Origin of the sequence: Rhodoferax fermentans (assembly GCF_002017865.1) — a bacterium.
In the GTDB taxonomy this organism is placed as follows: domain Bacteria; phylum Pseudomonadota; class Gammaproteobacteria; order Burkholderiales; family Burkholderiaceae_C; genus Rhodoferax; species Rhodoferax fermentans.
In genome coordinates this window covers 1,490,137-1,516,495 of record NZ_MTJN01000002.1, presented here as the reverse complement: position 1 = coordinate 1,516,495, position 26,359 = coordinate 1,490,137, and the positions used below count along the sequence as shown (strand labels likewise).

The following is a 26,359-nucleotide window of genomic DNA, read 5'->3' as shown; positions in this document are numbered from 1 at the left end:
ATGGCGATGTGTTGATCCGCCACCCGATCCTGCCCCCTTCATCAACCCAGATTTTTTTGACAACTTTTTCAGCATTCACCCCCAAGGAGCACACCATGCCTATCGAACTCATTGACGAAGAAACATTCAACCAAGGCACACAAATCAAGGTGATTGGTGTGGGCGGTGGCGGCGGCAACGCCGTGGCCCACATGATCGCCAGTGCGGTGCAAGGCGTTGAGTTCATTTGCGCCAACACCGACGCACAAGCCCTGTCCACCAGCGACGCCCACCGCATCATCCAGCTCGGCAGCACGGGCCTGGGCGCAGGCAGCAAGCCCGACAAGGCGCGTGACGCCGCTGAACTGGCCGTGGAGCACATCCGCGAAGCCATCAACGGCGCGCACATGTTGTTCATCACCGCCGGTATGGGTGGTGGCACCGGCACCGGTGCGGCACCGGTGATTGCCCGGGTCGCCCGCGAGATGGGCATCCTGACTGTGGGTGTGGTGACCAAACCCTTCGAGTTTGAAGGTGCCCGCCGCATGGCCAATGCCGACAGCGGCCTGACCGAGCTCGAAGCCAATGTGGACTCGCTGATTGTGGTGCTCAACGAAAAACTGCTCGAAGTGTTGGGCGACGACGCCACCCAGGACGACGCCTTTGCCCACGCCAACGATGTGCTGAAAAACGCCGTCGGTGGTATTGCCGAAATCATCAATGTGCCCGGCCATGTGAACGTCGACTTTGAAGACGTGCGCACCGTCATGGGTGAACCCGGTAAGGCCATGATGGGTACCGCCGTGTCGGCTGGCCCGGACCGCGCCCGCATCGCCGCTGAACAGGCGGTGGCTTGCCCACTGCTCGAAGGCATTGACCTGTCTGGCGCCAAGGGTGTGCTGGTGCTGATCACGGCCGCCAAGGGCTCCCTCAAATTGAGTGAATCCAAACTGGCGATGAACACCATCCGTGCCTACGCTTCACCCGACGCGCATGTGATCTACGGCACCGCTTATGACGACCACCTGGGTGACCAGATCCGTGTCACCGTGGTGGCCACCGGTCTGAGCCGCCAGGGCGTGCGTCCCAAGCTGGTGGTGGCACCGCCGCAGCAGCAAGTGCAGCTGCGCACCGGTACCCATGACGTGCCGTTCAATGTGCCGACGCTGGACAACCCGGTCAGCAGCAACCAAGTCACCGGTTTGGCCTCCACCACGCTCGGTCGCAGCGCACCTGACTATGGCTCGATGGCCACCCCCAGTGTCTGGCGCACGCGTGACCGCACCAGCGCCGCCGCCAAGGTGGATGCCTTGTCCAGCGGTGGCATGGATGACTTCGAGATCCCGGCGTTTTTGCGCAAGCAGGCGGACTGAGCCCGGCGGGTCACCCGCCAGCGCATGCTGCGGGTGGCCAAATTGACTTGGCCACCGGCGTGTGGCTCGGCACACGCTGCTGTACAGTCCCTGTTTTGATCCGAGAGGTTTGACATGAGCAAGCAAGAGCAAGTGAGTGACGTGGTCTATGGCACTGAGGACCTGCTGATCAGTTTGTGCAATTCAGTCACCCGTGTGCTGAATGTCGCCACCAACTGCCAGATCAACTATTCCGGCATGGTCCAGCGCATCACCAAAACCTGCCTGAAGCCGGACATTGGCTGTTTTGTGCTGTTTGACGGCGGTTTTTCTGGCCTGGTGGTGCTGAACTTCTCCTCACAAACCGCGATGGAGCTGTACGAGAGTTACATGATCAACATGGGCATGCCCAAGAGTGAGTTGGCCATGTCGCACACCGCTGATGAGGTGAGCAACATCATGGGTGAGCTGATGAACCAGATTGTGGGTGACTTCACCGGCAAGGTGCGTCGGGAGTTGCAGACCCACATCACCCAGAACCAGCCCAAGATGCTGGTGCTCAACAAACAGGTGATGCTCAGTGTCGACACCCAGCTCGACAACCCGGAAGCCCGCCGGGTGACCTTCTACACCGGCAAAAACAACATCTTCTATCTGGAGCTGGCGGTGGACCGCGCCGAGTTCATCAAGTTACACGACTTTGATGCCAAGGAAGTCAACCCCGACGATGTGCTGGCTGAAGTGAATGCCGGGCGCAACACCGCCCCGGACACCGCGGTGAGCGACGCAGACGCCGTCAACCATGAGGAGTTGCTGCGCTCCCTGGGCATGTAAGCAGGCCGCGCCGCAGCACTTGTAGTCGCCCCGACTTGGCGTGGGGCTGTGCCCTCAAACGTAAAATCAAGCCGTGCTGAAACAAAGAACTCTCAAATCCCTGACCCGCGCCGTGGGTGTGGGTCTGCACAGCGGTCAGCGGGTGGAAATCACCTTGCGCCCGGCGCAACCTGACACCGGCATTGTGTTTCGCCGGGTCGACCTGCCGCAGGTGGTGGACATTGCGGTGTCGGCGCAGGCCGTCACCGACACCCGCATGGCCTCAACCATCTCGCATGGTCAGGCCAAGGTGCACACGGTGGAACACCTGATGTCGGCCTGTGCCGGTTTGGGGGTGGACAACCTGTATGTCGACATCACCGCCGAAGAGGTGCCCATCCTGGACGGCTCAGCCGCCTCGTTTGTGTTTCTGCTGCAAAGTGCCGGCATCGAGTTGCAGAACGCACCACGCCGGTTTGTACGCATCCTCAAGCCAGTGGAAGTGTGCCAGGGGGAGGGCAACAACGTCAAGTGGGCCCGGCTCACGCCCTACCACGGCTACCAGCTCAGTTTTGAGATCGACTTCAGCCACCCGGCGGTGGACTCCACCGGCCAGCGTGTGGTGTTTGACATGGGCACCGGCTCCTACTCCAAAGACATCGCACGTGCGCGCACCTTCGGTTTTACGAAGGATGTGGAGATGATGCGTGCCAACGGCCTGGCGCTCGGTGGTGGCCTGGACAACGCCATCGTCATGGACGACTACAAGGTGCTCAACGCCGGTGGTCTGCGTTATGACGACGAGTTTGTCAAACACAAGATCCTGGACGCGATGGGCGATTTGTACCTGCTGGGCAAACCCCTGCTGGCGGCCTACAGCGCGTTCCGCTCCGGTCACGGCCTCAACAACCTGCTGCTGCGTGAGTTGCTGAACCACCCCGAGGCCTGGGACGTGGTGAGTTTTGACGACGAGAAAAACGCGCCCCAGGGTTTTGCCAAACTGGCCCGGGCCTGGTGAAGACCACTTAGTCTGCCACCATGCTGCTGTTTCGCTGGACCATCCTGTTGCTGCTGCTCTCGGCAGTCGCCTGTTTTGTGTTCTACATCGGCACTGGCCAGCAGCGTTACCGGCTCTGGGGGCTCACAGTGCTCAAGTGGACGCTGGTGGCCGCGTTTGGCTTTTTTGCAGTGCTGATCCTGGAGCGCTTGGCGTAACGGCGTCAGTTTGTCGAGGACGCCAGCCGCAGCCAGGGGATCAGGTTTTCTTGATGGTTGGCAGAAAGGCCGTCAGCAGACCGATCAGTGGCAGGAAGGCGCAGACCCGGTAAACCGTTTCGATGCTGGTGGCATCGGCCAGTTGACCAAGCAGTGCAGCGCCAATACCCCCCATGCCGAAGGCGAAACCAAAAAACAGTCCAGAGATGGCGCCCACCTTGCCCGGAACGAGTTCCTGGGCATAAACCAGGATGGCCGAGAAGGCGGAAGCCAGAATCACGCCGATGATCACCGAGAGCACACCGGTCCAGAACAGGTTGACATGCGGCAGCAGCAGGGTGAAGGGGGCGACGCCGAGGATCGATAACCAGATCACCCACTTGCGCCCTATCCGGTCACCGATTGGTCCGCCCAGCACGGTGCCAACTGCCACAGCAAAAAGAAAGGCAAACAGGTAGAGCTGTGCGGCGTCGATTGGCAGGCCAAATTTCTCCATCAGGTAGAAGGTGTAGTAGCTGCTCAGGCTGGTCATATAGAAGAACTTCGAGAACATCAGCAGGCCAAGGATCGCCAGTGACCAGCCGATCTGGCGGCGACTCAAGCCATTGCCGGTGTGTGCCTGCATGCGCTTCCTGAAGCTGGCCCCATGTTGACTGGACCAATGGCCAACAAAACTGAGCACAACGATGCCGACCAAAGCTGCCAGCGAGAACCAGGCCGCACTGCCTTGTCCATGGGGCACGATGATCAACGCGGCGAGTAGCGGGCCGATGGCCGAACCGAGGTTGCCACCAATCTGGAACAGCGACTGCGCCAAACCGGGCTGACTGCCAGCCGCCATGCGTGCCACGCGTGAGGATTCAGGGTGAAACACCGATGAGCCCATGCCAATCAACATGGCTGACATCAAGACCGAGACAAAGCTGCTTGCATGTGCCAATGAAAGCAGTCCCACCAGGGTGAAGCCCATACCAACGCTCAGAGAGTAGGGCATGGGTCGGCGGTCGGTGTAGAGGCCGATCAGCGGCTGAAGCAGTGACGCGGTGATTTGGTACACCAGCGTGATCAGCCCAATCTGGCCAAAGCTCAGGTGCAGGCCGAGCTTCAACATCGGATAAATGGCCAACAGCACCGACTGCATCATGTCGTTCAACATGTGAGAGAAGCTGATGGCCGCAATCACCGGGTAGGTGGTGCGGCTCAGGGCATCGGGTGCGGGCGGTATTGGGATGCTGGCGTTGGCCGTCGCAAGTTTTATTTCCATGGAGAGGCGCTCAATTCAGGGAGGAGGCGCGAGTCTAGAATGACCGATTCAATGTTGTCCTGACAAAATATATCGTGAATTGGACATCTTCCAAGCATTCCGCGAGCTGGGCCCATGACGATGAGCACCAGACGCTGCCGCACCCGGTCACCGCCAAGGCGCGCAATTACCGGGGTGGCGAAACACCGGCGCACAGCCATCCGCGTGCCCAGTTGATCTATGCGGGCAGCGGCGTCATGCGCGTAGAGACCGAGGTCGGCTGCTGGGTGGTGCCGCCGGTGCGGGGCGTCTGGATTCCAGCCAACACCACACACCGTGTGATCATGCTCGGCAGTGTGGAAATGCGCACGCTCTATATCCGTAGCGATGCGGCCCCCGACTTGCCCGAAACCTGTTGTCTGCTCGAGGTCAGCCCGCTGCTGCGGGCTTTGATCCTGGCCCTGCTTGACGAACCATTGGCCTACGAGCGCGCTGGCCGGGCGGGTCGCATCGCTGAATTGATCTTGCTGGAACTGCGTTTCCTGAAAATTCCGGCGTTGTATCTGCCGATGCCGGGTGAGACGCGCATGCACAGCCTGTGCCAGGAGCTGGTCGCCAACCCGGACAGTCACGAGACGCTGGAGACGCTGGCCGCACAACAAGCCGTCAGCAGTCGCACTCTGGCACGGCAGTTCCAGAGCGAAACGGGTATGAGTTTTCGGCAGTGGCGCCAACAGGCCCGCCTGGTCGAAGCACTCGGCCACCTGGCCAACGGCGTGCCTGTTGCGCGGGTGGCCGAAAAGCTGGGTTACCGCAGTGCGAGCGCTTTCACCGCGATGTTCAAGCGTGCGCTGGGGATGGAGCCGCGTCGTTACTTTTCGACAGAGTCGGCTGGGACCTGACAGGCTGTGGTGTGCAGATGCTTCGTTTGTGTGGCATCCGCATGACCTCGGTGTGCAGCTTCAGCGGCTGCGCCCGCCCTTGTAAGCCGCCTTTTGGGTCTGCTGCTGCACCCCGCCCACGCCTTTGGCCTGGGCCAGGCGGGCCATCGAGGTGGCGGCGTGGGCGTGGGTGATGGCCAGGCCCAGGGCATCGGCCGCATCTGGCCCGGGCAGGCCGGGTAAGGCCAGCAGGCGGCGCACCATTTCCTGGATCTGGGTCTTGTCGGCACGGCCATAACCCACCACCGCCTGTTTCATCTGCAAGGCGGTGTATTCGGCCACCGGCAGGTCGGCCGACACCAGCGCCGTCACGATAGCGCCACGCGCCTGGCCCAGCAACAGGGTGGACTGCGGGTTGACGTTGACAAACACAATCTCGACCGAAGCCGCATCCGGCTGATAGCGCGCTACCACCTCACGCACGCCGTCAAACAGCACCTTCAGGCGCGCGGGCAGCTGGTCTTTCTCGATGTGGATGGTGCTGATGGTGCCGCTGGCCACATAACTCAGCGTGCCGCCGTCGCTGTCCACCACACCAAAACCGGTGGTGCGCAGGCCCGGGTCGATGCCGAGAATTCTCATGGTGATGGGGCTCTGGTTTGCTGCAAGAGATATAGCTATCTGCCCTTATTGGATAAGGGCTAGAGCTTGAAATACCATCTGGCAGAGTAGAAAAACACCGGCGCTGCAAAACACAGCGCGTCGATGTGGTCAAGCATACCGCCTGCGCCAGTGACGGCGGTGCGCTGGCCGCGCCACATCGGGATGCCGCGATCGCGCTTGAGGGCCTTCATCACCAGGTGCCCCATGCTGCCTGCGGCGCACGCAATGAAAGACAGCGCAAACGCCTGTCCCGGCACAAAGGGGGTGATGCCCGACAACAAGGCCCCCATCAAGCTGCCTGCGGCCATGCCTGCACGCCAGGCGCGCCAGATGAAGCTCTGGCTGATGGCGGGCACCGCCGGGCGTTTGCCCAGCTGCATCAGCCGGTGTGACACCAGGTGCTGGGTGACCATGCAGGTCTGCACCACCAGCACCAGAAACAGCACCAGAAACGCGTTTTTGTGGTTGTAGTGCGGGAACTTGAGCAGCAGCAGCGCTGGCACATGGCTCATGCCGTAGATACACACCATGATGCCCCACTGCAGTTTGGCGTTGCGCTCCAGAAACTGTTTGGGGTCGTTGGCCAGCACACTGGTCACCGGCAGCGCCAGAAACACATAGACCGGGATGAACACCGTGAACAGCGCCACCTGCCCGGTGCCCACCAGCCAGTACTGGCATGGCAGGATGACAAAAAACGCCAGCACCAGGCTGCGGTGGTCGCCATGGCGGGTGGGTGAGAGTGTCAGAAACTCGCGCAATGCAAAAAACGAACCCAGCGCAAACAAGACCAGGCGCGAGATGTCCCCAGCCAGCCAGGCCAGCCAGAACACAAACACCAGCAGCCAGCTGGTTTTGAGCAGCTGGGTCAGCCGGTCGAGCTCGTCGCGGTGTTGTGCGCCCTGCTGCGGGTCGTCAAACTCGCGCATGGAGCGCAAAAAGATCACCAGCCCGCCGACCATCAGCAGGCCAAACACGATGATGAACAGCGCACCGATCTGCTCGGTGGGGTTGAGGTTTCTCAGGGCCCGATGCATGGTTCTGACACTTTCAAACGTCGCGCAGCGCGAGCACCGCCAGGCGGGCACGCTGCAAAAAAGTCGGGCAGTCTTCGCCGGGCAAGACCTGCATCGGCACCCCGAAGGTCACCGAACACAGCACCGGCACCGGCACCACCTCACCCTTGGGCATGACCCGCTGCACATTGTTGATCCAGGCCGGCACCAGTTCCACCTCGGGGAACTTGAGCGCCAGGTTGTAGAGCCCGGCCTTGAAGGCTTGGGGTTCGTCGGCAAAACCGCGGGTGCCCTCGGGAAACAGGATCAGCGAGTCGCCGTGGCTCATGGCCTCGATCAGCGGCTCCAGCGGGTCCTCGCTGGCCTGGCGATCACGTGACACGTAGATCACATTGAACACCGCACTGGTGAGCCAATGTTTGAACGGGGTGCGTGTCCAGTAGTCGCGCGCCGCCACCGCACGGGTGTTGTGGCGCAGCTCCTTGGGCAGCGCGGCCCAGATCATCACCAGGTCGGCATGGCTCTGGTGGTTGGCGAAATAAATGCGCTGCAAGGCCTTGGGCGGGCAGCCCCACCAGCGCGCCTGGGAGCCGGTCAGGATGCGGATCAGCCCGAGCAGGAAATAACTCACGAGCACCGCCACCCAGTCGAGCACAACACGTTTCATCATGACAAAGTTTCCGTAATCGCAGATGTGTGCCGGGTCAGGGCAGTTCGGCGTTGTCCAGCCGGTTGGCAATGACACGGGCGCGCCCGGCCACATAACTGGAGTTGGGCAGTTTCTCGAAATACTTCGGGCGCGGCAACATCACCGCCAGCCGTGCGGCTTCGTAACTGCTGAGCTGGGCCGCAGATTTGCGAAAGTAGTGCTGGGCGGCGGCCTCGGCGCCAAACACACCGTCACCCCACTCGACGTTGTTGAGGTAGATCTCGAGGATGCGTTGTTTGTCGAGCATCGCCTCCAGCAGCAGGGTCAGCACAAATTCCTGACCCTTGCGCAACAAGGTGCGTTCACCCGACAACAACAGGTTTTTGGCCAGCTGCTGGGTGATGGTGGAGCCACCCACCACCTTGGGCGCTTTCACGGGTTTGGGCGGTGTTGCGGCGGCTTGGGCCGGGTTTTTGCTGGCTGAGCGGGCCTGGGCCTTGGCGGCTTGTTCCTGCGCCTTGGCCAGGCGTTGTTCAGCGAGGGCGTTTTTTTGCCAGGCTTTCTCGAGTGCATCCCAGTCGACGCCGTCGTGGTTGACAAAACCATCGTCCTCGCTGGCAATCACCGCCCGTTTGAGGTGGTTGGAGATGGCGCTGTAGGGCACCCACTGCTGGCGCCAGCGCAGTTCACCCTTGTCCGTGAGCAGACGCCAGGCCTCCGAGCGTTCAAACGCGGTCGACTGCGGGTCGATCACCACCATGGCCGCGATCCGGACCACAAAAAACAGCTGCAGCAGCAGACCCGCCAGCAGCACCAGAAACAGCCATCGCCACAACGCCTTCATGTCACTCCACTCAGTGGCCCAGGTGTACCCGCAGTTCAGCCAGCACCTGCGCCGCAGGCGGCATCACACCGCGCCAGAGCGCAAAGGCCTCGGCGGCCTGTGCCACCAGCATGCCCAGGCCGTCACGCGGCACCGCGCCGTGGTTGTGTGCCCAGTCCAGGAAGGGTTTGGCCGCGGCGCCGTACATCATGTCGTAGGCCAGTGCGCCGGGCGCCAGCACATGCGCGCTCACCGGTACCCCCTGGCCACCCAGGCTGCTCGCCGTGCCGTTGATGATGATGTCAAATTGTGCCTCCAGCCCTTTTAGATCATGGGCTGATAGCTCTACATTGTGTAGCGCGGCGAGGGGCAGGTGGCGCGCCACCAGTTGCTCGGCTTTGGGCAGGGTGCGGTTGGCCACACAGATCTGGGCGGGTTTGGCCTGGATCAGCGGGCCCAGCACACCTGCGGCGCCACCGCCGGCCCCCATCAACAGCACGCGCTGGCCCGCCAGCACCACACCGGCGCCGTGCAGCAAGTCGTGCACCAGGCCGATGCCGTCGGTGTTGTCGGCCAGGATCTGCCCGGGTTTGAAGGTGAGGTGGTTGCAGGCCTGGGCCAGCTTGGCGCGTTCGCTGGTGTGGGTGGCCAGCAAGGCCGCCTCAAACTTGAAAGGCACGGTGACGTTGCAGCCGTGCCCACCTTCGTCGATGAAGGCCTGCACACTGCCGGGAAAGTGGTCCAGCGGGATCTCACGCTTGGTGTAGAGCATGTCCTGCCCGGTGAGTTCGGCAAAGCGGGTGTGGATCCAGGGCGACTGGCTGTGCGCCACCGGGTGGCCCATCACGCAGTAGAGGTCGGTGCTCATAACAAGGTTCTTTCTTGAATGACCGGGTGGGTCAGGGGGCGCTGAGGGGGGCTTGCAGGGTGTCGTCGCGGGTGAACTTGAAGCGTGACACCACCGCAATCTGGTCGGCCTGGCGGCGCATCTCGCGGTTGAAGTTGCCAAACGGTCCGGCGCTTTTGGCAATGGCCTGGGCGCGCCGGTCCAGCAGCTTGTTGCCCGAGCTTTGCACCACCTCGGTGGCCAACACTTTGCCATCGTGATTGACGGTGACGATCATGGTCAGCTCACCATAGAGCTTCTGGCCATTGGCCTCGGGGAAATTCTCTGTGCCTTTGTCCTCGATGGCGCGGCGCAGCCGGTCGTAGTAGATGGCGTAGACCGCCTCACGCGTGGCCGGGCTGATGTAGCGCTTTTTCGGGCGCTCGTTTTCCATCTGGATACGCCGCTCGATCTCGGCCAGCAGGTCAATCAGCTGGCGGCGTTTTTCCTCGCGCTGGATGTCGTCGGGGCTGAGTTTTTGTTGCAGCGGGTCGGTGGGCGGCATCGCTGCCAGCACCGATTTGACCTTGGACAACAACACCCTCTGCTGCTCCAACATCTCGCGCACCTGGCGTTCGCGGTCGTGTTCGCTGGCCTCACCGGGCATCGCCACCAGGGCGGGTGGCAGCGGGCTGGTGGCACGGCCTTTGGCCGCATCACCACCACCAGCCATGTTGGCCTGGGCGATGGCGCGTGCCTTGCTCGGCTTGTCGTTGGTCTGGGCGTTGACCAGGATCACTTCCAGCGGGGTGTCTTCAAACACCCGGTTGAAGGCCTCGGGGTCGACCACCCGCACCGTCAGCAGCGCGGCGTGCACGGCTATGGACACGCCCAGGGCGAGTTGGAGGGTGCTGAAAGACCGCAGTTTCACGGGGCGGAATTATCGCCGGGTGCCGGGTCACCTTCGCCCAGGTCCACCGCAATCGCAATCGGGCCGGCCAGGGTGTCGTCGTCGGACTCGTCGTCTGGCGCTTGGGCCGATTCGCCTGCGCTTTTGTCGTCCGGGCCACCGTCAAGCCGTGCGGTCACGGTGCCATGGATGTCGAGCGACACCTCGTCGATGTCGCCCAGGCGCACCATCACCTGTGCCCAGCGCGGCAGGCCTTGAGCCCCGGCCACCGGCAACACCAGCGGTAGGTGGTCGGCACGCACCAGGTTGTCCTTGAACAGGCTTGCGGGCAGCTCGGTGATGCCTTGCTGCTGCACATACTTGAGCACCCAGAAACGCTCCATCGCGTTCTGGAAGCCGTTGTAGGCGGCGTAGGTGGCATCAAAGCTCGAGATGATCGAAAACAGCTCGGCGTCTTTGGGTTTGAACGGTGCCGCCAGCGCAGCGGTGTTGCCGTGACGTGCGCAGGCAATGATCTGCCACTGGTTGACCAGGTCGGTGTAACGACGCAGCGGCGAGCTGCTCCAGGCGTAACTTTTCACACCAATGCCGGCATGCGGCAGCGCCTTGGTGCCCATGCGCACTTTCACACCCGGCGCCAGGCTGGCCTGGCTGCGGTAGATGCCGGGCACGCCCAGATCTGCCATCCAGCTGCCCCAGCTGCTGTTGGCCAGGATCATCGCCTCGGAGACAATCAAATCGAGTGGCGCACCACGCTGGCGCACACTGATCTCGACCTGTTCATCACCCTTGGGCTCGGCACCGTTGTTACCGACCAGGCGGTAGTTGTAATCGGGCCGGTTGAAGGTTTCAGGTTTGCCACGCACCACCTCGCGCTTGGCTTTGAGGTCTTTCGCCAGACGGTATAAAAAGGAGAGCTGCTCGCGCTTATCCAATAAGGGCTTAGGGTCGATTTCATGCTCAAAGGCCGGGTTTTCCAGCCAGTCGGTGGTGACCACCGCGTCGAGCTGGTCGTGGCGCAGGTTGGCTTCGATGAACACGCGTTCCAACTTGGTTTCGCTGCTTTTGATCTCGAGCGTGGCTTCATCGAGCGTGACGTAGAGCGACACCGCCGGGCAGTTCTGCCCCTCCATCAAGGTGTAGGCCTGCACCACCTCGTCGGGCAACATGGTGATCTTGTAACCGGGCATGTAGACGGTGGACAAGCGGGCGCGGCCCAGCTGGTCAATCGCGCTGCCGGGCTGGATCGCCAGACCGGGTGCGGCGATGTGGATGCCCAGCAGCACCGTGCCACTGCCCAGGCCTTGTACGGACAAGGCGTCGTCAATCTCGGTGGTGGCCGAGTCGTCGATTGAGAAGGCACGGGCACTCGAGAGCGGCAACTCGTCGGTGATGCGTGGTGCTTCGAGTTTGGGGAAAGCCGTGCCTTTGGGAAAGTTTTCCAGCAAAAAGCGTTTCCAGTGGAACTGGTAGGGCGAGTCAATCGCTCCCGCTTTGATCAGCAGCTCGAGCGGGCCCAGGTGCGTGGCGCGTGAGGCTTCCACCACCGCCTTGTATTCGGGCGCGTTTTTGTCGGGTTTGAATAGGATTTTGTAGAGCTGATCACGGATCGCGGCCGGGCAGGACCCTGCGCTGAGCTCCTTGACCCAGGCCTCGATCTGCAGCGCAATCTGTTTCTTTTTCTCGATGGCGGCCAGCGCCTGTGCCAGGATCTCTTTGGTGGCCTTGCGAAAACGCCCTTTGCCCGCGCGGCGGAAGTAGTGCGGCGCCTCAAACAGCGCCAGCAGCATGCCGGCCTGTTCACTCAGCGTGGCTTGTTCAGAAAAATAGTCGCGCGCGAGGTCGGCAAAACCAAACTCGTCTTCGGGGGCAAATTCCCAGGCCATGTCGAGCTCGATGCCGCTGGCCACGGCCTGGGCGGCCGCCATCAGTTGGGCCGGTTCGGGCTTCTCAAACTTGAGCAGGATGTTGGCCGCTTTGACCTTGACACGTTTGCCGCTGTCGAGCTCGACCTGCGCCGAAGCGTCGGCCTCGGACAGGATCCGGCCAGCGAGGAATTTGCCGGTTTCTTCAAATAATAGGTGCATGCGCCGGATTGTCCCATGGGTGCCTGCTGTCTGGGCTGGGGTCTGACTTGCGTGGGCGTATATTGGCCGGACAAGCTTTGCACCAAGCTCCCGCACCAGAAAGGACAAGCATGAACGAACGTATCAGCCAGCTGCTGGCCCAAATGGCCACTCTGGAGGCCGAACTCGTCACCGCCATGCACGAGCAGCAAAGTCGCATGTTTTTCCAGATCAAGGGCAAACGGGTGGAGTTTGAGAGCTCGGTCAAAGCCGCGCACCGCAAGCTCAAGATGAATTTTTTCAGATGGCTGGTGAGTTTTCGCCCACAAAACCTGATCACCGGCCCGATCATCTACGGCATGATTGTTCCGCTGGTGCTGCTGGACCTCTGTGTCAGCTTCTACCAGTGGAGCTGTTTTCCGATTTACGGCATCACCAAGGTGCGCCGCGCCGACTACCTGGTGTTTGACCGCCGCCAGCTGCAGTATCTGAACTTCATCGAGAAGTTTCACTGCACCTACTGCGAATACGGCAACGGGCTGGTGGGTTATTGGCGCGAGATTCTGGCGCGCACCGAAGCCTATTTCTGCCCGATCAAACACGCCAAAAAAGTGATGGGCACCCATGCCCGTTACAGCCAGTTTCTGGACTACGGTGATGCGACTGACTACGAGGCGCGGCTGGAGGCGATCCGGGTATCTCTGGGCAAACTCAAATAGCCCGCGCCTGAGCGTTCCGGGCGGCGCACCATTCGGCTCAGTCTGATGCGTCCTGGGTAAATACCGCTGGCAATTTGGTCGGCGCGGTGATGCGTAACTGCTTGTTGACGTTTTCCTGGCCAAACACCACCTCAATGGCAGACACACTCACACCAAACAGCGGCGCCAGAAAACGCACCATGTGGTCTGTGGCTTTGCCACCCAGCGGTTTGGCGGTCACGCTGACCTTGAGCTGGGTGCCGTGGGGTTTGCCAATCGCGTCCTTGGCCGCGCTGGGTTTGCCCAGGATGTTGACCACCAGGACGATGCCATCCCAGGCAAAAAAGGAGTCGCCGGTGATGTTCCTGATCTGGCCCCGGCTCATGGGGCAAAACCCAGCACCACACGGCGGGTGCTGGCAGACTTTTTCTCGATCTTGGTGACGATGACCGGGCCAATTTCCGCCGTGTTGGCCACATGGGTGCCGCCGCAGGGTTGCAGGTCGATCAAGGTCTCGTCGCCGATCCGTATCGTGCGGATTTGCCCGCTGCCGCGCGGTGGTTGCACCGACATGCTTTTGACCAGCGCGGGGTTGGCGTCGAGTTCGGCATCGGTGATGGCGCCGACCGTCACCGGGTGGGCGGCGGACACCAGCGTGGCAATGGCGGCGGTGAGGGCCTCTTTGTCCAGCGCGTCAGTCATGTTGAAGTCCAGCCGCGCGTAGTCAGGCGTGATCGAACAGCCGTTGACCAGCTGAGGCACGATGTGGCACAACAAATGGGTGGCGGTGTGGAAACGCATCATCCGGTGGCGCCGCGCCCAGTCGATGCGGGCTGTGACCGTGTCGCCCACCGCGAGTTTGCTTTGCTCTGGCGTTAATAGCTGCTCAAGCACGTCTGGCGAGGGCAAATGGCAGATATCTTGTGTAAAACTGCCATCCTCGGCCTTGCCCTTGCGGGTGTCCACGATGGTGATGTCGGTGCCATCGGCCAGTACCAGCACACCGGTGTCCCCCGCCTGGCCACCGCCCAGCGGGTAAAACACGGTGCGGTCCAGCACAATGCCTTGCGATGTGATCGCTGTCACCGTGGCGGTGGTGTCAAGCAGATAAGCGTCGGTGCGGAAGAGATCTTGTGTCATCCGCACATGATACTGAAGCGTGATCGACGCGACCAGTAGCCGGATAGGCCTCGTACACTTGTCACCCTTGGGTTGAACCCACCATTTTTTTGCACTTTCACCATGCCCCAGTTTCCCGCCTGCCCCCAATGCACCTTAGACAACACCTACCCGGATGGGGACAACTACATCTGCCCGGACTGCGGGTTTGAGTGGCCCCAAACCGCTGCGGCGGAAGAGGGTGAAGCCGCCAGCGGTCCGGTGCTTGATGCCAATGGCAACCCCTTGGCCAGTGGTGACACGGTGATCCTGATCAAGGACCTGAAGGTCAAAGGCTCGTCCATCGTGCTCAAAAAAGGCACCAAGATCAAAGGCATCCGCCTGCCCGAAGGCGCGGGTGACCACGAGGTCGACTGCAAGACCGACCAAGGCGCCTTCATGCTCAAAGCCGAGTTCATGAAAAAGGCCTGAGTCGAGCACGACCTCACTTTCCAAAACGCACCATGAGCACCCCATCACGCTACTGGGTCGACCTGAGTACCCGTGACTTTGCTGCTTTGTTGGCCAGTGGCGAGGCGGCGCGCACCATCGCGGTGTTGCCGGTGGCCGCGACCGAGCAGCATGGGCCACATCTGCCGGTGAGTGTTGACACGGTGCTGGTCAACGGCATCGTGGCGGCCAGCTTGCCGCACTTGGCGCCAGACCTGCCGGTGCTGTTTTTGCCGACCCAAGCCGTGGGGCTGAGTCCTGAACATGCCCGTTTTCCAGGCACACTGACGCTCAAGAACGAGACCATCTTGCGGCTGTGGACCGACATCGGTGAGTCAGTGGCGACCAGCGGCATCACCAAGCTGGTGTTGTTCAACACCCATGGTGGTCATGTGGGGGTGATGGACCTGGTGGCGCGTGACCTGCGTGCACGGCTGGACATGCTGGTGTACAGCGTGAGCTGGTTCAACCTGCCGCTGCGTGATACCCAAGGGCAAGACGTGAATGCCTTGTTCTCTGCCGATGAACACCGCTTTGGCATCCACGCGGGCGACATCGAAACCTCTATGATGCTGGCGTTGGACCCAGCGCATGTAGCTTTGGATCAGGCGCAGAACTTTGCCTCCACCTCACAAACCCGTGCCCAGCAATTTGAGATTCTGGGTAATGGCAAAAGCGCCAAGCTTGGCTGGCAGATGCAGGACTACAACCCGGCGGGTGCGGTCGGCAACGCCGCCGCCGCCACGGCCGACAAGGGTCACGCCCTGGTGCAGGCGGCTGGCCGGGCACTGGCGCAACTGCTGGCTGAAATCGATCAGTTGCCGCCAGACACCCTGACGAACTGCACCGCACTGCGCTGACTTTCCCCATGCTTGCTTACGATTTGTTGGCGCTGGGCGCCGCCGCCTGCTGGGCGATGGGCAGTGTGATGTCGGTCACACCTTCGCGCCACCTCGGTGCGTTTGCTTTCACCCGCTGGCGCATGGCCATGGTGGCGGTGATGTTGTGGTCGGTGGTGGCCGTCACGGGTGGCTGGCGTGGGTTTGGGCTGGAGGCCTGGGGCGCGATGGCGATCAGTGGGCTGATCGGCATTTTTGTCGGTGATACCGCCTTGTTTGCGGCCATGAACAGCCTGGGGCCACGCCGCGCCGGGGTGTTGTTCGCCACCCATGCGGCTTTCAGCGCGGCGTTGGGCTTTTGGCTGCTGGACGAGCGCATGAGTGTGCAGGCCTTGGTGGGTGCGGCACTGACGCTGGCCGGGGTGATGACCGCGATGGCCCTGGGCCGACGCAAGGACGAAAACCACGCCTGGGAGGTCGACCGTGGCCATGTCGGGCTGGGCGTGGCGCTGGCGCTGCTGGCCGCCTTGTGCCAGGCGGTGGGCTCGCTGGTGGCCAAACCGGTGATGGCTTTGCAGGTGGACCCGATGATGGCCTCGGCGGTGCGGGTGACGGTGGCCACCGCCGCGCATGGGGTGCTGCTGCTCTCCGGTTTTCGGGCGGCGCGCGCCACCACGGCGCCGACGGCGCGTGTGCTGGTGCAAACCGGGCTCAACGGTTTTGTGGCCATGGGGGTGGGCATGACGCTGGTGCTTCTTGCCTTGGAAAAGGGCGATGTGGGCATGGTCGCGATCCTGTCCTCGGTGTCACCGATTCTGGTGCTGCCCTTGTTGTGGTTCCAGCTCAAACGTGCGCCAGCACCGGGTGCCTGGCTGGGGGCGCTGATGACGGTGGTGGGCACCGGGCTGTTGCTCTGGCGCTGACCACGGTTTTAGAGGCTGTCACCTAGCTTATTTGTTGCGGTGCAGCAAAAAATACTTGTTTTGGCGTCAGGTGTTCCTATAATTCAGTCATGCTGCACTGCAACATAAGTTTGCAAAGCATCCCTGGTTCATCAACCTCTTCCTGAAAGACACCGCCATGTTTATCACCGCTGACCAAATCACCGCCGCCAACAAGACCAACCTGGACGCGTTCACCGGCCTGTCCACCAAGGCCTTCTCTGGCTTCGAAAAACTGGTTGAACTCAATCTGGCCGCTGCCAAAGCGGTGTTGACCGAGTCCTTCCACCACGCCCAAAGCCTGCTGGCTGCCAAAGACCTGCAACAAGTTATGACTTTGCAAACCGGCTTGGTTGGCCCTGCCGCTGAAAAAGCCGCTGCTTACAGCCGCCATGTGTACGGCATCACCGTGGAGACCAGTGCCGAGTTCACCAAGGCATTTGAAGCGCAGGCCGCAGAGAGCCAAAAGACCATGACCAAGGCGCTGGACAGCTTGAGCAAGAACGCACCGGCTGGCACCGAGTCGGCCGTGGCGGTGCTCAAGAGCGCTCTGGCATCCAGCCAAAACGCCATCGAATCGGCCCAAAGCACCGCCAAAAAAGCGCTCGCCATGGCTGAAAGCAATGTCGCTGCAGTGACCGAACACGCCTTGAGCGCCGCCGCTGCGGTCAGCAAGAAGGCCTGATTTGCCCGATGGCCTCGTGCCTGTCGGCCCACGTGTGGCCATAAAAAAAGCACCTTCGGGTGCTTTTTTTGTGTCTGACGCAGGCGCCGCGTAGGGTGGCTTATTCCGAGAGCATGGCCTTGGCCTGTCTGACACGCAGGTTGGCGGGCATGGTCAATGTGGTGCGGTCCCATTTTTCGAGGGTCAGGATCTGGTCCAGACAGTCCTGCAGGTGGGCATGGGCGTGGATCGCGCTTTGGGCAATGGTCTGGTGCACCTCGGACTGGTTGTCCGGGTCGTTGATGCAGTGGTACTGGTAGCGGTAGAGCCCGCGCAGTTTGCGGATGGCATCGGCCACCTGTGCCGGGCAGGCGCACATGTAAATCAGGCCTTCATCAACGATTTTTTCCAAATCGCGGTCGGTAAATCGTTCTTGGTAGTCCATGTTGGTCGTGCTCCGAGTGCTTGTCATGAGCAGCAGTTTGCGCCGACAACGGTGCTGAAGTGTGGCGCGCACTGCCAGTCAGCAACTTTGATTTTGCACCCTTGTGATGCGCTTGGGGTCACTATTTGGTGGCTGCCACCTGAAAAATGCCCGCGCCCGGGTCATCCGGGCGCGGGCGGCGTGTGGCTCTACAGCGTCACTGTCCCGGCGATACAGGTCACCACATCACCCCCCACCCAGACCTGACCATGGTCGTCTTGTGACACCATCACCTGGCCGTGTCGCCCCAGGCAGGTGCCCTGGGTGGCGATGTAGCTACTGGGGGCCAGCCCGTCAGCGATCAGCCACTGGGCCAGGCTGGCGTTGAGGCTGCCCGTGACCGGGTCTTCGTTGACACCGATCGGTGCCGCAAAAGCGCGCACTTGGGCCTGGGCCACACCCTGGGCTGCGCCGGGTGTGCTGGTGCGTGGACCAAAGGCGCGGGCCTCGCGGTTGGAGCGCGCTATCAGTGGTGTAGCTGTTACCCCTTGATCTATATGGGCTACACCCACTTTTTGCCCCAAAGCCTTGAGCGCGGCGTGGTCAGGCTCCAGCGCCAGAAGCAGCTCCTCGTCATCGAGCAAGAGGCCCAACCACAGTGGCCCGTTGTTGAGCAGCTGGCTGGCCAGAATGTGCTGCGGCGCCAGGCCCAGCGCGGCGCTGACATCGGCCAGCAGTTGGGCACTGGGCAGACTGCGTTGCAGCGGCGGCGCGGCAAAAACCAGGCGGCTGCCGTCGCGGCGGATGCGCACCAGCCCCTGGCCACATTCCTGCACGATGCACTCGGGCGCCTTGGGCTGACCACCGGCCTGCAGCCAGGCGTGGCAGCTGCCCAATGTCGGGTGGCCGGCAAACGGCAACTCACCGCCGGGTGTGAAGATGCGCACCTGGTAGTCGGCCCCTTGGGCCGCTGCTTCTGGCGTGGGGGGCAGCAAAAAAGTGGTCTCGGACAGGTTGGTCCAGCGCGCAAAGTGCTGCATATCGGCGCTGGACAAACCCGAACCGTCCAACACCACGGCTAGCGGGTTGCCGAGGTAGGCGGTGTCGGTGAAAACGTCGACTTGTGTGAAGGTTCTGGTGATCATGGGCACAACTCCAAGCAGTCAAGCCAGTGGCAAGTCCAGCACCCCCCGTGTTGCCGGGCGGTCCAGGATCTGGCTGTACCAGCGTTCCAGGTGGGGCAACTCAGGGCGGGTTTGGGGCAGGCCAAACCAGCGGTGGATGTCGCAGGCCACCGGGATGTCGGCCATGCCGAAGCTGTCACCCCCCATGTAGGCGCGTTGTGACAGATGCTGGTCCAGCAGTAGCAGCAACGGGGTCATGGTGGCCACCGACTTGGTGATCACACTCTGGTCGCGCTGTTCGGGCGCGGTGCGAAACCACTGGATGAAGGCCGGGCTGCCGGCGGGGTTGAGGCTGGTTTGTTGCCAGTCCATCCAGCGCTCGGCATCAAAACGCGCGGCCAGCTCCTGCGGGTACAGGTGAGGTGCGTAACGTGCACACAGGTAACGCACGATCACATTGGACTCCCACAACACCAGCTCACCGTCTTGCAGCGTGGGCACCTGGGCGTTGGGGTTCAGGCGCAGGTAGTCAAAGGTTTTTACCACCCCAAAAGTCAGGCCCGCGTCGGTGCGGGTGAAGGGCACACCGGTTTCCTGCGCGGCCCAGACCACCTTGCGTACGTTGATGGAGCTCAATCGCCCCCAGATGTGCAGCATGTTCAAACCCCTGCCTGTTCTTGCATGGCGCGCGCCAGTGCGGCCACCCCACGATGGATCTCTTCGACACTGGGTGTCACAAAACTCAGGCGCAGTGTGCGTTCGTCGCCGTGATCGGCGTAAAACGGCGCGCCCGGCACAAAGGCCACGCCTTGCTCCACCGCGATGGGCAGCAGGTCCACAGCACGTTGGCCCTGGGGCAGGCGTGCCCACAAGAACATGCCACCGGCCGGGCAGTTCCAGGTGAGGCGGCTGTCCAGCATGGCCGCGTCGGCTTGGGCTGGCATCGGGCCAAAGTGCTGCGCCAGCGCCTCCAGCATCGCATCGCGCTGGGCCTTGTAGAGCGCACGGATTTTGGGCACATGGCGATCCAGAAAACCGCCTTGCATCACCTGGGCGATCATGCGCTGGTTAAAACCCGGGCTGTGTAAATCGGCCGCCTGTTTGGCCTCCAGCAGTTTGGGGTAGACCGCTTTGGGCGCCACCAGAAAACCCAGGCGCAGCCCGGGTGCCAGCACTTTGGAAAACGAGCCCAGGTAGATGCAGCCGTCCGGGTTGCGGGCGGTCAGCGGCGCAGGGGGTGGGGTGTCAAACCACAGGTCGCCGTAGGGGTTGTCCTCGATCAGCGGCAGGTTCAGCTCGGCAGCGACTGTGCTGAGCGCAGCGCGGCGGGCCTCACTCATGGTGTTGCCGGTCGGGTTCTGGAAATTGGGCAACACATAGAGGAAACGCGCCCCGGCTGCCTTGGTCCGCAGGTCGCTGATGTCTACTCCCTGGTCATCGCTGGCCACACTCACCACGTCCGGTTCCATCGGGATAAAGGCCGACACCGCCCCCAGATAGGTCGGTGACTCCACCAGAATCTTGCTACCCGCATCCACCAGCACCTTGGCCACCAGGTCCAGCCCCTGCTGGCTGCCGGTGGTGATCAGCACCTGCGCCGGGTCCACCTCCCAGGTGTGGCCCGCTGCGGCGGCCTTGGTCCGCAGTTGTTCGGCCACCATCTGGCGCAGGGGGGCGTAGCCTTCGCTGGCGGCGTATTGCAGGGCGCCTGCCGGGTCGTCTTTAAGCACCTGGGCGCAAGCCGCTTCGAATTCGGCCACCGGGAAGGTTTTGCTCGACGGCAGACCACCGGCAAAACTGATGATGCCGGGGCGCTCGGTCACTTTCAGGATCTCACGGATCACCGACGGGTTCATGCGCTCGGCGCGGCGGGCGAGTTGCCAGGGTGAGTTCAGACAATCTGGGGGCAGGGGTGCGTTCATACAGGTTCCTTTGAGGCGACGAGGGTAACAACAACAGGGGCAGGTTTGGCAAAACGCCTGCCCAGAAAAACGGTGGTGATCACGGCCAGGGCAAAGCCCAGGGTGGCCAGTTCCAGCGGCTCACCCAGCAAGGGCACGGCAGCCAGGATACTCAAAAACGGTTGTAGCAGCTGGGTCTGGCTCACGCGCAGTGCACCGCCCATCGCCATGCCGCGATACCAGGCAAAAAAACCGGCCCACATGGAGAACACACCGACGTACACCAAACCCAGCCAGGCCGAGCTGGGCACGCTGTGGCTCGGCCAAGTCAACAGCGCACCGGGCACGGTGAGTGGCAGCGCCATCACACAGACCCAGCAGATCACCCGCTCGGCGCCCAGCGCATGGGTCACCTGCGCCCCAAAAACATAACCCACCGAGGCAGACAGTACCGCACCCAGCAGCAACAGGTCGGCCCAGGCCAGGCCAAAACCGTGGCCCTGGCTGTGGCTGCGCCACAGCACAAACACCAGCACCAGGCCACTGCCCAGCGCGGCAAACAACCAAAAGCCCAGCCGCGCCCGCTGGTGCAACACCAGAGCGGCCACCGCCGCCGTGCTCAGCGGCAGCAGCGCTGTGATCACCGCCGCATGGCCGGAGTTGACATGCAACAGCGCAAACCCCAGCAGCAGCGGGTAACCGATGGCATTGCCCAACAGCGCCATCACCAGCGGCTTGCGCTGCGCCGGGGTGGGCAGGGCAGAGCGGGTGGCCAGCAAAAACACCAGGGACAAGGCCCCTGCCAGCACCGCCCGCCCAAAGGTCACAAACCAGGGCGAGAGATAGGGCGCCTGTGCCGTGCCAGTGGCCAGGCGCGTCATCGGCAGCGTCACCGCAAAGATGGCGACGCCCAGCACACCGAGCCACATGCCCAGGGTTTCGTGGTGGGTGTTTTTCAAAAGCAAACTTTCAAGATAGAGCCCACAACGCAGCGCTGCGGGCGTGCAACGCGGTGGTGTCAAACAGGGGCAGGCTCAGATGTTGTGGCTGCAGGCTCATGGCCAGTTCGGTGCAGCCCAGGATGATGGCTTGTGCGCCCTGCGTTTGTAATTGCGCGGCGATGCGCTGCAGGGTGTGTTGCGAGCCCGCTTGCACCTGGCCCAGGCACAACTCCTCGAAGATGATCCGGTGCACCTCGTTGCGCGCCTCAGGCGGCGGTGTGAGCACCGTCAGGCCAAAATGGCTCTCCAGGCGGGCGCGGTAAAAGTCCTGCTCCATCGTGAAACGGGTTCCCAGCAGCCCGACGGTAGTGAGCCCGGCTTGTTGAATGGCCTGTGCGGTTGGGTCGGCGATATGCAACAAGGGGATGTCGACCGCAGCCTCGATGGCCGGGGCCACCTTGTGCATGGTGTTGGTACAGATCACCAGCGCGTCGGCCCCGGCGTGCGCCAGCTTGCGCGCCACATCTGCCAGCAAAGCGCCCGCCGCATCCCATTGCCCGCTTGCCTGCAGTTGCGCAATCTCGGCAAAGTCCACGCTGTACAGGATCAGTTTGGCCGAATGCAAGCCGCCCAGGGATTCCTTCACTGTCTGGTTGATGTGCTGGTAATAAGGCAGCGTGGACTCCCAGCTCATGCCACCGATCAGGCCCAGCGTTTTCATGGGTGTGCTCCATTTGTCATAGCTATTGGCCCTTTTGGCGTAAGGGCTGGGGGCAAATTTGGCTTGAATCCTGCTGATCCGTGCAGCATCGTGCCGCCGCAGTGCGGCACTTGGGGTGGTGGTCAGCGGGGGGAGAAAAGCCCATCATGCCCACAAATGTAGTGCCAAAAACAATACACCTGCAGTACACTTAAAAAGACATTTCAGACTACTGTATTGTTTGTGTTGGCAACACAGCTGCCGCCACCGTGTGGAGGCTTGCCAGCTGGCTTGAAGTGTTGGCAGCGTTAGAGGGAGTACACAAGATGTTGGTCAGAACCCGGTCACAGTCCTTGTCCGCACAACTCGCGGCGCGCCTGGCGGAGCGCATCAACAGCGGTCTGCTGGCAGCGGGCAGCCGCCTGCCCTCGGTACGCCTGTGTGCGCAGCAGCAGGATGTGAGTCCGAGCACGGTGGTGGCAGCCTACGACCAGTTGCTGGCGCAGGGCCTGGTGGAGGCGCACAAGAATCGCGGTTTCTTTGTGAGAAATCGCGCGCTGGCCCTTGTGGATAAAGGGCAGGTTGCTACAAAAAATGTGGATCTGATGCCACCCGGCACCAGCTCGGTTGGCAGCGTTTTTGCAGCGCAGCATGTGCCGGTCAATGCCACCGCACTGATCCGTGGCATGTTCCAGCGTGGCAGCGACAAACCCCAGCCCGGCCTGGGCGCTTTCCCGCCGGACTGGCTGGAGACCGGTTTTTTGCCCGCCGCCATCCGCCGTGTCAGCAGTGGTGCGCAGCTGCGCGCCTTGTCGCTGCAGTATGGTGAACCCGCCGGTGACTCGGGGCTGCGCCAGGCGCTCTCGGCCCGGCTGGCGGCGCTGGCGATTCCGGCCACCGCGCAGCAGATCATCACCACCGTGGGGGCAACCCACGCGCTTGACATCGTCAGCCGCACTCTGCTGCGCACCGGTGACTGTGTGATGGTTGAAGAGCCTGGTTGGGCCATCGAGTTTGCCCGGCTCGACGCCCTGGGCATGCGCATCCTGCCGGTGCCACGCGGGCCGGACGGGCCGGACCTGGCGGTGATGGCGCGTTATTGTGAGTTGCATAGCCCGAAGCTGTTTGTCAGCGTCAGTGTGTTGCACAACCCGACCGGCTTCTGCCTGAGCCCGGGCAGTGCGCACCGCTTGTTACAACTGGCCAGCGCGCACAACTTTGTGATTGTGGAGGACGACACCTACAGCCATCTGGCGCCCGAACACGCCACCCGGCTGAGTGCGCTGGATGGTCTGCAGCGCACCATCTACGTCAGTGGGTTTTCCAAAATCCTGGCGCCTGGCTGGCGCATCGGTTTTCTGGCTGCCCCCACCCATCTGTACGAACAACTGCTCGACACCAAGCTGCTGGCCACGCTGACCACCCCGGCGCTGCTCGAAAAAGCGCTGGCCTGGTGCATCGAGCAGGGCCAGCTGCGCCGCCATGCCCAGCAGGTGCGCACTCGACTGGCCCAGGCGCGGGGGCGCAGTGTGACGCTGGCGCTGGCAGCGGGTTGCCGTTTTGTGGCGCCCCCGACGGGCCTGTTTGGCTGGGTCGACACCGGGGTGGACACCGATGCGCTGGCACAACGCATGCTGGACCTGGGTTACCTGCTGGCGCCGGGCTCGCTGTTCCATGCCAACCGGGCGCCCGGCACCCTGATGCGCATCAACTTCTGCACCACGCAGGACGCCACCTTTTGGCAGGTGTTTCAGGAGATGCGCGCCAGCCTGTGAGTTGGAAAGCTTGATCTGCAGCAACAACAACAAGGGTAAGCCCGCATTGTTTGGGTGTTTTATTAATTAACAATTAATTAATTCGGGTGACGCTGTGCGCCTGCCCGGATCGATTTTCAGGAGTGGACATGGTCAAACGAATCCCGCAAGCGCTTGCCTTGTTGTGCCTGCTGGCTGGCAGATGCGTGATGGCGGGTGAGGTGGAAGTGTTGCACTGGTGGACCTCGGGCGGCGAGGCCCGGGCCATGGCCGAGTTGAAAAAGACCATGCAAGCCCAGGGCCACAGCTGGAAAGACTTTGCGGTGGCCGGGGGCGGTGGTGACAACGCCATGACCGTGCTCAAAAGCCGCGTGATCGCGGGCAACCCACCCGCAGCCGCCCAGATCAAGGGCCCGGCGATTCAGGAGTGGGCGAACGAGGGGGTGCTGGCCAACCTGGATGCCACCGCCAAAGCCGAAAAATGGGACAGCCTGCTGCCACCGGTGGTGGCCAACGGCATGAAATACCGGGGCAGTTATGTGGCCGCGCCGGTCAATGTGCACCGCGTCAACTGGATCTGGGCCAACACGTCGGTGCTCAAAAAGGCCGGTGTGGCAGCCATGCCCAGGACCTGGGACGAGTTTTTTGCCGCAGCGGACAAGGTCAAAAAGGCCGGGTTGATCCCGCTGGCGCATGGCGGCCAGAACTGGCAAGACCTCACCGTCTTCGAGTCGGTGCTGCTGGGGGTGGGGGGACCGAAGTTTTACCAGGACGCGCTGGTCAAGCTCGACCCGGCTGCCCTGAGCAGCCCGACCATGGCCAAGTCGTTGGAAACCTTTCGCAGGCTCAAGGCCTACACCGACCCGGCCGCCCCGGGGCGCGACTGGAACCTGGCCACCGCACTGCTGATCCAGAACAAGGCCGCTTTCCAGATCATGGGGGATTGGGCCAAGGGTGAGTTCAGCGCCGCAGGCAAGTTGCCCGGCAAAGACTACCTGTGTGCCGCCGCCCCGGGCAGCACCAATGCCTACACCTTCAATCTGGACTCGTTTGTCATGTTCAAGCTCAAAAGCGCCGGGGCGCAACAAGCCCAGGCCGACCTGGCCGCCGCCCTCATGGGCACCACATTCCAGCAGACTTTTAACCTGAGCAAGGGCTCGATCCCGGTGCGACTTGGCATGGACATGAGCAAGTTTGACGACTGCGCCAAGCTGTCCGCCAGGGACTTTGCCACCTCTGGCAGAGCGGGCTCCCTGGTGCCGTCGATTTCCCACGGCATGGCGGTCAAACCCGCCATCGAGGGCGCGATCAAGGACGCGGTGAGCCAGTTCTGGAACAACGACAAAATCAGCGTGGCCGACGGTGTCAAAAGCATTGCTAAGGCGGCTGCGACGCAGTGAACCGAGCAAACATGTCTCGTCAGCGTGCTTATGAAATCCCTTGAAAACCTGCTCCCCAAACTGGTGGTTGCGCCCGGCTTTGTGTTGGGGTTTGCCTTCATCTACGGGCTGATGATCTGGAACGGGGTGCTCTCAGTCACCAACTCACGCATGTTGCCCAACTACGACGAGTTTGTCGGGCTGGAACAGTATGTGCGCCTGTGGGACATGGAACGCTGGCACGTTGCGCTCCAAAATCTGGTTCTTTTCAGCCTGCTGTATGTGGGCGGCTCGATGTTGCTGGGCCTGCTGTTGGCAATTTTTCTGGATCAGAAAATCCGCTTTGATGGGGTGTTGCGCACCATCTACCTGTACCCCATGGCGCTGTCTTTCATCGTCACCGGTACCGCCTGGAAATGGATTCTGAACCCCAGCCTGGGCCTGGAAAAACTCATGCACGACTTGGGCTGGACCTCGTTCGGTTTTGACTGGCTGGTGCAGAGCGACACCGCCATCTACTGCGTGGTGATCGCCGGCATCTGGCAGTCCACCGGTTTTGCCATGGCCCTGTTCCTGGCGGGCCTGCGCGGTATTGACGACAACATCATCAAGGCCGCGCAGATCGACGGCGCCAGCCTGCCACGCATTTACTGGCGCATCATCCTGCCGATGTTGCGCCCGGTGGTGTTTTCGACCATTCTGGTCTTGTCACATCTGGCGATCAAGGCCTTTGACCTGGTGATGGCACTCACCGCGGGCGGGCCGGGTTATGCATCGGATCTGCCCGCCACCTTCATGTACACCATGAGTTTCACGCGTGGCCAGATTGGTCTGGGGGCGGCCAGTGCCACCATGATGCTGGCCACTGTGGCGGCCATCGTGGTGCCTTACCTTTACAGCGAGCTGCGCGAAAAAAGATGAGCCCCCTGAGCCGCATCAAGTCTTCCCCC

General features: G+C 62.1%; 29 protein-coding genes. 13 read left to right on the top strand and 16 right to left on the bottom strand.

What is annotated here, in order from left to right; translation table 11 throughout:
- Positions 1-95 precede the first annotated feature (95 nt).
- The 4 genes from ftsZ to RF819_RS21395 all read left to right on the top strand — a co-directional run bounded on the left by ftsZ (position 96) and on the right by RF819_RS21395 (position 3,359).
- Positions 96-1,352 carry a cell division protein FtsZ gene (gene ftsZ / locus RF819_RS07285; RefSeq protein ID WP_078364370.1) on the top strand — a complete coding sequence of 419 codons (1,257 nt, stop codon included), beginning with the start codon at positions 96-98 and terminating at the stop codon, positions 1,350-1,352.
- 114 nt (positions 1,353-1,466) lie between these two features.
- On the top strand, positions 1,467-2,165 hold the full coding sequence (locus RF819_RS07280; protein ID WP_078364369.1) for a DUF3334 family protein: 699 nt from the start codon (positions 1,467-1,469) through the stop codon (positions 2,163-2,165).
- Positions 2,166-2,238: 73 nt separating this feature from the next.
- Complete coding sequence (gene lpxC, locus RF819_RS07275) at positions 2,239-3,162, top strand: UDP-3-O-acyl-N-acetylglucosamine deacetylase (RefSeq protein WP_078364368.1); 924 nt, start codon at positions 2,239-2,241, stop codon at positions 3,160-3,162.
- Between the two features lie 20 nt (positions 3,163-3,182).
- Positions 3,183-3,359, top strand: coding sequence for a hypothetical protein (locus tag RF819_RS21395; RefSeq protein WP_169906428.1), 177 nt, complete (start codon positions 3,183-3,185; stop codon positions 3,357-3,359).
- Between the two features lie 40 nt (positions 3,360-3,399).
- On the opposite strand, the gene RF819_RS07270 is transcribed toward RF819_RS21395, so the two are convergent.
- The gene (locus RF819_RS07270) at positions 3,400-4,623 is read right to left on the bottom strand and encodes an MFS transporter (RefSeq protein ID WP_078364367.1); all 1,224 of its coding nucleotides are present in this window, start codon (positions 4,621-4,623) and stop codon (positions 3,400-3,402) included.
- 74 nt (positions 4,624-4,697) lie between these two features.
- Here RF819_RS07270 and RF819_RS07265 point away from each other — a divergent pair, with 74 nt between their 5' ends.
- Positions 4,698-5,504: an AraC family transcriptional regulator gene (locus RF819_RS07265; RefSeq protein ID WP_244899877.1), complete on the top strand. Its 807-nt coding sequence runs from the start codon at positions 4,698-4,700 to the stop codon at positions 5,502-5,504.
- A 60-nt stretch (positions 5,505-5,564) separates the two neighbouring features.
- Here RF819_RS07265 and ruvC read toward each other — a convergent pair whose 3' ends face one another.
- From ruvC to RF819_RS07230, 7 genes are read right to left on the bottom strand one after another with little or no spacing between them, the layout of a single operon-like run.
- Positions 5,565-6,125, bottom strand: a complete 561-nt coding sequence (gene ruvC / locus RF819_RS07260) for a crossover junction endodeoxyribonuclease RuvC (protein WP_078364365.1) — start codon at positions 6,123-6,125, stop codon at positions 5,565-5,567.
- A 59-nt stretch (positions 6,126-6,184) separates the two neighbouring features.
- The gene (locus tag RF819_RS07255; protein ID WP_078364364.1) at positions 6,185-7,183 is read right to left on the bottom strand and encodes a phosphatidate cytidylyltransferase; all 999 of its coding nucleotides are present in this window, start codon (positions 7,181-7,183) and stop codon (positions 6,185-6,187) included.
- A gap of 13 nt (positions 7,184-7,196) precedes the next feature.
- The gene (locus RF819_RS07250; protein ID WP_371736847.1) at positions 7,197-7,832 is read right to left on the bottom strand and encodes a lysophospholipid acyltransferase family protein; all 636 of its coding nucleotides are present in this window, start codon (positions 7,830-7,832) and stop codon (positions 7,197-7,199) included.
- A 34-nt stretch (positions 7,833-7,866) separates the two neighbouring features.
- Entirely contained in the window at positions 7,867-8,655 is a 789-nt protein-coding gene (locus tag RF819_RS07245; protein WP_078364363.1) for a transglycosylase domain-containing protein, read from the bottom strand.
- A gap of 10 nt (positions 8,656-8,665) precedes the next feature.
- Positions 8,666-9,502, bottom strand: coding sequence for a shikimate dehydrogenase (gene aroE / locus RF819_RS07240; RefSeq protein ID WP_078364362.1), 837 nt, complete (start codon positions 9,500-9,502; stop codon positions 8,666-8,668).
- Between the two features lie 31 nt (positions 9,503-9,533).
- Positions 9,534-10,385 carry an energy transducer TonB gene (locus RF819_RS07235; RefSeq protein ID WP_078366818.1) on the bottom strand — a complete coding sequence of 284 codons (852 nt, stop codon included), beginning with the start codon at positions 10,383-10,385 and terminating at the stop codon, positions 9,534-9,536.
- 2 nt (positions 10,386-10,387) lie between these two features.
- Positions 10,388-12,457, bottom strand: a complete 2,070-nt coding sequence (locus RF819_RS07230; protein WP_078364361.1) for a ribonuclease catalytic domain-containing protein — start codon at positions 12,455-12,457, stop codon at positions 10,388-10,390.
- 110 nt (positions 12,458-12,567) lie between these two features.
- Here RF819_RS07230 and RF819_RS07225 point away from each other — a divergent pair, with 110 nt between their 5' ends.
- Complete coding sequence (locus RF819_RS07225; protein WP_078364360.1) at positions 12,568-13,155, top strand: hypothetical protein; 588 nt, start codon at positions 12,568-12,570, stop codon at positions 13,153-13,155.
- Between the two features lie 37 nt (positions 13,156-13,192).
- On the opposite strand, the gene RF819_RS07220 is transcribed toward RF819_RS07225, so the two are convergent.
- Complete coding sequence (locus tag RF819_RS07220) at positions 13,193-13,519, bottom strand: DUF167 domain-containing protein (RefSeq protein ID WP_078364359.1); 327 nt, start codon at positions 13,517-13,519, stop codon at positions 13,193-13,195.
- Positions 13,516-14,274 carry an alanyl-tRNA editing protein gene (locus tag RF819_RS07215; RefSeq protein WP_078364358.1) on the bottom strand — a complete coding sequence of 253 codons (759 nt, stop codon included), beginning with the start codon at positions 14,272-14,274 and terminating at the stop codon, positions 13,516-13,518. The genes RF819_RS07220 and RF819_RS07215 overlap by 4 nt, the downstream gene beginning before the upstream one ends.
- A 102-nt stretch (positions 14,275-14,376) precedes the next feature.
- Here RF819_RS07215 and RF819_RS07210 point away from each other — a divergent pair, with 102 nt between their 5' ends.
- From RF819_RS07210 to phaP, 4 genes are all read left to right on the top strand, one after another.
- On the top strand, positions 14,377-14,724 hold the full coding sequence (locus tag RF819_RS07210) for a zinc ribbon domain-containing protein YjdM (RefSeq protein ID WP_078364357.1): 348 nt from the start codon (positions 14,377-14,379) through the stop codon (positions 14,722-14,724).
- Between the two features lie 32 nt (positions 14,725-14,756).
- Positions 14,757-15,602 (top strand): creatininase family protein, encoded by an 846-nt coding sequence (locus RF819_RS07205; protein WP_078364356.1) that lies wholly within the window; start codon positions 14,757-14,759, stop codon positions 15,600-15,602.
- Between the two features lie 8 nt (positions 15,603-15,610).
- Complete coding sequence (locus RF819_RS07200) at positions 15,611-16,504, top strand: DMT family transporter (protein WP_078364355.1); 894 nt, start codon at positions 15,611-15,613, stop codon at positions 16,502-16,504.
- 157 nt (positions 16,505-16,661) lie between these two features.
- Positions 16,662-17,207, top strand: a complete 546-nt coding sequence (gene phaP, locus RF819_RS07195; RefSeq protein WP_078364354.1) for a TIGR01841 family phasin — start codon at positions 16,662-16,664, stop codon at positions 17,205-17,207.
- A 100-nt stretch (positions 17,208-17,307) separates the two neighbouring features.
- Here phaP and RF819_RS07190 read toward each other — a convergent pair whose 3' ends face one another.
- From RF819_RS07190 to RF819_RS07165, 6 genes are all read right to left on the bottom strand, one after another.
- Positions 17,308-17,631 (bottom strand): hypothetical protein, encoded by a 324-nt coding sequence (locus RF819_RS07190; RefSeq protein WP_078364353.1) that lies wholly within the window; start codon positions 17,629-17,631, stop codon positions 17,308-17,310.
- A gap of 188 nt (positions 17,632-17,819) precedes the next feature.
- Entirely contained in the window at positions 17,820-18,755 is a 936-nt protein-coding gene (locus RF819_RS07185) for a PhzF family phenazine biosynthesis protein (protein ID WP_078364352.1), read from the bottom strand.
- 18 nt (positions 18,756-18,773) lie between these two features.
- Entirely contained in the window at positions 18,774-19,391 is a 618-nt protein-coding gene (locus RF819_RS07180) for a glutathione S-transferase family protein (protein WP_078364351.1), read from the bottom strand.
- A gap of 2 nt (positions 19,392-19,393) precedes the next feature.
- Positions 19,394-20,656, bottom strand: a complete 1,263-nt coding sequence (locus RF819_RS07175) for an aminotransferase-like domain-containing protein (RefSeq protein ID WP_078364350.1) — start codon at positions 20,654-20,656, stop codon at positions 19,394-19,396.
- Positions 20,653-21,564, bottom strand: coding sequence for a DMT family transporter (locus tag RF819_RS07170; RefSeq protein ID WP_078366817.1), 912 nt, complete (start codon positions 21,562-21,564; stop codon positions 20,653-20,655). The genes RF819_RS07175 and RF819_RS07170 overlap by 4 nt, the downstream gene beginning before the upstream one ends.
- Positions 21,565-21,604: 40 nt before the next feature.
- Positions 21,605-22,297 (bottom strand): aspartate/glutamate racemase family protein, encoded by a 693-nt coding sequence (locus tag RF819_RS07165; RefSeq protein ID WP_078364349.1) that lies wholly within the window; start codon positions 22,295-22,297, stop codon positions 21,605-21,607.
- Between the two features lie 305 nt (positions 22,298-22,602).
- On the opposite strand from RF819_RS07165, the gene RF819_RS07160 reads away from it, so the two are divergent.
- The 3 genes from RF819_RS07160 to RF819_RS07150 all read left to right on the top strand — a co-directional run bounded on the left by RF819_RS07160 (position 22,603) and on the right by RF819_RS07150 (position 26,330).
- A complete protein-coding gene (locus tag RF819_RS07160; RefSeq protein ID WP_078364348.1) occupies positions 22,603-24,051 on the top strand; it encodes an aminotransferase-like domain-containing protein in 1,449 nt (482 codons plus the stop codon).
- 128 nt (positions 24,052-24,179) lie between these two features.
- Positions 24,180-25,430 carry an ABC transporter substrate-binding protein gene (locus RF819_RS07155; protein ID WP_078364347.1) on the top strand — a complete coding sequence of 417 codons (1,251 nt, stop codon included), beginning with the start codon at positions 24,180-24,182 and terminating at the stop codon, positions 25,428-25,430.
- Between the two features lie 30 nt (positions 25,431-25,460).
- Positions 25,461-26,330 carry a carbohydrate ABC transporter permease gene (locus RF819_RS07150; protein WP_078364346.1) on the top strand — a complete coding sequence of 290 codons (870 nt, stop codon included), beginning with the start codon at positions 25,461-25,463 and terminating at the stop codon, positions 26,328-26,330.
- Positions 26,331-26,359 lie beyond the last annotated feature (29 nt).

Bases quoted from the DNA above. Each gene is read 5' to 3' on its own strand.
- RF819_RS07185 (WP_078364352.1), bottom strand. From the start codon at position 18,755: ATGATCACCAGAACCTTCACACAAGTCGACGTTTTCACCGACACCGCC.
- RF819_RS07215 (WP_078364358.1), bottom strand. From the start codon at position 14,274: ATGACACAAGATCTCTTCCGCACCGACGCTTATCTGCTTGACACCACC.
- RF819_RS07230 (WP_078364361.1), bottom strand. From the start codon at position 12,457: ATGCACCTATTATTTGAAGAAACCGGCAAATTCCTCGCTGGCCGGATC.
- RF819_RS07160 (WP_078364348.1), top strand. From the start codon at position 22,603: ATGTTGGTCAGAACCCGGTCACAGTCCTTGTCCGCACAACTCGCGGCG.
- RF819_RS07255 (WP_078364364.1), bottom strand. From the start codon at position 7,183: ATGCATCGGGCCCTGAGAAACCTCAACCCCACCGAGCAGATCGGTGCG.
- ftsZ (WP_078364370.1), top strand. From the start codon at position 96: ATGCCTATCGAACTCATTGACGAAGAAACATTCAACCAAGGCACACAA.
- RF819_RS07200 (WP_078364355.1), top strand. From the start codon at position 15,611: ATGCTTGCTTACGATTTGTTGGCGCTGGGCGCCGCCGCCTGCTGGGCG.
- RF819_RS07280 (WP_078364369.1), top strand. From the start codon at position 1,467: ATGAGCAAGCAAGAGCAAGTGAGTGACGTGGTCTATGGCACTGAGGAC.
- RF819_RS07225 (WP_078364360.1), top strand. From the start codon at position 12,568: ATGAACGAACGTATCAGCCAGCTGCTGGCCCAAATGGCCACTCTGGAG.
- RF819_RS07250 (WP_371736847.1), bottom strand. From the start codon at position 7,832: ATGATGAAACGTGTTGTGCTCGACTGGGTGGCGGTGCTCGTGAGTTAT.
- aroE (WP_078364362.1), bottom strand. From the start codon at position 9,502: ATGAGCACCGACCTCTACTGCGTGATGGGCCACCCGGTGGCGCACAGC.
- RF819_RS07150 (WP_078364346.1), top strand. From the start codon at position 25,461: ATGAAATCCCTTGAAAACCTGCTCCCCAAACTGGTGGTTGCGCCCGGC.
- phaP (WP_078364354.1), top strand. From the start codon at position 16,662: ATGTTTATCACCGCTGACCAAATCACCGCCGCCAACAAGACCAACCTG.
- RF819_RS07205 (WP_078364356.1), top strand. From the start codon at position 14,757: ATGAGCACCCCATCACGCTACTGGGTCGACCTGAGTACCCGTGACTTT.
- RF819_RS07155 (WP_078364347.1), top strand. From the start codon at position 24,180: ATGGTCAAACGAATCCCGCAAGCGCTTGCCTTGTTGTGCCTGCTGGCT.
- RF819_RS21395 (WP_169906428.1), top strand. From the start codon at position 3,183: ATGCTGCTGTTTCGCTGGACCATCCTGTTGCTGCTGCTCTCGGCAGTC.
- RF819_RS07170 (WP_078366817.1), bottom strand. From the start codon at position 21,564: ATGTGGCTCGGTGTGCTGGGCGTCGCCATCTTTGCGGTGACGCTGCCG.
- RF819_RS07180 (WP_078364351.1), bottom strand. From the start codon at position 19,391: ATGCTGCACATCTGGGGGCGATTGAGCTCCATCAACGTACGCAAGGTG.
- RF819_RS07270 (WP_078364367.1), bottom strand. From the start codon at position 4,623: ATGGAAATAAAACTTGCGACGGCCAACGCCAGCATCCCAATACCGCCC.
- RF819_RS07175 (WP_078364350.1), bottom strand. From the start codon at position 20,656: ATGAACGCACCCCTGCCCCCAGATTGTCTGAACTCACCCTGGCAACTC.
- ruvC (WP_078364365.1), bottom strand. From the start codon at position 6,125: ATGAGAATTCTCGGCATCGACCCGGGCCTGCGCACCACCGGTTTTGGT.
- RF819_RS07165 (WP_078364349.1), bottom strand. From the start codon at position 22,297: ATGAAAACGCTGGGCCTGATCGGTGGCATGAGCTGGGAGTCCACGCTG.
- RF819_RS07210 (WP_078364357.1), top strand. From the start codon at position 14,377: ATGCCCCAGTTTCCCGCCTGCCCCCAATGCACCTTAGACAACACCTAC.
- RF819_RS07190 (WP_078364353.1), bottom strand. From the start codon at position 17,631: ATGGACTACCAAGAACGATTTACCGACCGCGATTTGGAAAAAATCGTT.
- RF819_RS07220 (WP_078364359.1), bottom strand. From the start codon at position 13,519: ATGAGCCGGGGCCAGATCAGGAACATCACCGGCGACTCCTTTTTTGCC.
- RF819_RS07245 (WP_078364363.1), bottom strand. From the start codon at position 8,655: ATGAAGGCGTTGTGGCGATGGCTGTTTCTGGTGCTGCTGGCGGGTCTG.